Annotated in this window: 1 protein-coding gene; it reads left to right on the forward strand. The window is 64.4% G+C overall.

What is annotated here, in order from left to right:
- Positions 1 to 248: 248 nt before the first annotated feature.
- On the forward strand, positions 249 to 1433 hold the full coding sequence (locus TOK_RS30020; protein ID WP_374754948.1) for an IS110 family transposase: 1185 nt from the start codon (positions 249 to 251) through the stop codon (positions 1431 to 1433).
- Positions 1434 to 1507 lie beyond the last annotated feature (74 nt).

Consider the following 1507-nt stretch of genomic DNA (forward strand, 5'->3'; position numbering starts at 1 on the left):
GTGTCCTTAAGATCGATCTTGTTCGGGGTTGGCGCCCCGGATACCCAGGGCGATGGGGTGTGGCTTCTCTGTGTCTGCCGCACGGTGTGGCTTGGAAGGAATCAGCCGCCCTGTCGTGCTGGACGTCCTGACCACTCATTCAGATCTGTTGCGAACCGTCGCTGTTTAAGGACCTGTTGGCAGGGCCGTCCATTGGGGGATCGAACTCGAATCAGCTTGGAGACGGCGTGGAACTTCCCGCTTCCCGAATGTGGGTCGGTATCGATGTGGGAAAGACCGCGCATCATGCGTGCGCGACAGATACCGACGGGAAAGTGGTCTTCTCGTTCAAGGTCGACAACAGCCAGGCCGCCATCGAGCAGCTCATCGATCGAGCTATCGAGACCGCCGCCGAGGTTCGGTGGGCGATCGACCTAACCAGCAGCGCTGCGGCGTTGTTGATCGCCCTGTTGACCGCCCGCGACCAGCACGTTGTCTACGTGCCCGGACGCGTGGTGCACCAGATGAGCACCGTGTTCCGCGGCGAAGCCAAGACCGACGCCAAGGATGCCCGTGTGATCGCCGAGACCGCACGCATGCGGGGCGACCTCAGCCGGATCCGTCCACTCGATGACCGCGTGGTCGAGCTCGCCCAGGCCACCGCCCATCGACAAGACCTCGTCGCCGACTGGGTACGCGGAGTCAATCGACTCCGAAGCCTGCTGACCAGCATCTTTCCCGGCCTCGAACGCATCCTGGACTGCACCAACCGTTCGGCACTGGTACTGCTGACCGGCTACCAGACCCCCGCCCGGCTGCGCACCGCCGACCCCACTGAGGTCATCGCGCACCTGCGAGCCGGCAACGGCCGTTCCGTTCCAGCCCTCACCGCGTCCGCCATCGCTGCCGCACACGAGCAGACGATCTCCCTGCCCGGCGAGGCCACCATCGCAGTGCTGATCGCCCGCCACGCCACCCGACTGCTCGACCTCGATCACGAGATCAAAGCCGTCACCAAACTGATTGCCGACTGCTTCCACCAGCATCCCGACGCAGTCATCATTGAGTCCATGCCAGGACTCGGGCCCGTTCTCGGCGCCGAATTCATGGTTGCCACCAACGGGCGCCTTAGCGAATTCAGCAACGCCGGCCATCTCGCGTCCTACGCTGGCCTTGTGCCCGTCCCACGCGACTCGGGTCGAATAACCGGCAACCTGCGCAGCGCGCAACGCTACAACCGCCGACTTCGCCGCGTCTTCTATATGGCCGCGCTCAGCAGCCTGAAAGTCGCAGGCCCATCGCGCATCTTCTACGACCGCAAACGAGGCGAACGCCGCACCCACAAGCAAGCCGTCCTCGCGCTCGCCCGACGCCTCGTCGACGTTCTCTGGGCGCTGCTGCGCGACCGCCGCACGTTCAACCTCGAACCGCGTCTTGCTCCTGCCGCCGCTTGACAGCATCATTCAGATTCCTTCCGGTGCTGTGTTGCCTGCCAGGGCCTGCCGTGCTGTGGAGATTCGGAGGGGAG

Source organism: Pseudonocardia sp. N23 (assembly GCF_002583555.1).
Taxonomy (GTDB): domain Bacteria; phylum Actinomycetota; class Actinomycetes; order Mycobacteriales; family Pseudonocardiaceae; genus Pseudonocardia.